Source organism: Oceanospirillum linum (assembly GCF_001995095.2).
Classification (GTDB): domain Bacteria; phylum Pseudomonadota; class Gammaproteobacteria; order Pseudomonadales; family Halomonadaceae; genus Oceanospirillum; species Oceanospirillum linum.
In genome coordinates, this window is the sequence record NZ_MTSD02000082.1 from 1 (window position 1) to 453 (window position 453).

A 453-nucleotide genomic window follows, 5' to 3' on the forward strand; every position below is an offset into this window, starting at 1 on the left:
GGATAACATAGAGCAATTCCTAGAACAGCATGGAAAAGTCATGCTAGCCAATGAGCAGCGTAGGGAAAAGGTAGCTAACAAAATCACAAAGCAATTTAAAGAGTTAGCGCAATATTTGAACAAAGTATTTACAGTTTGGTTCAATGAATACAGAGACGAAAATAACACGGTTGACATTACAGCAGTACAAAAAGCGCTGACAGTTAGCGAACGAGCGACTATTTTACAGCATTTAAAACGATACGAGCGACCTAACTTTTACAACGGGTTGAGCCGTGAACAACAATTGGACTATACCAATTCTTACAACAAGATTATTCAAAAGGCAACTGAAAACAAGTTGAGTTACCTTGAAAGTATGATTGAAATTGAAATACTAGCCTTTTATACAGCCTTGAATATAAAGGTTGATGATACTTTAACAAATGAAATCGAACGGGAATACGACTATAC

1 protein-coding gene is annotated in these 453 nt (G+C 36.2%); it reads left to right on the forward strand.

Annotated elements, in window-relative coordinates:
- Positions 1-40: 40 nt before the first annotated feature.
- Positions 41-453: hypothetical protein (locus BTA35_RS16725; RefSeq protein WP_139363714.1), on the forward strand; the 413-nt coding region annotated here is incomplete at its 3' end.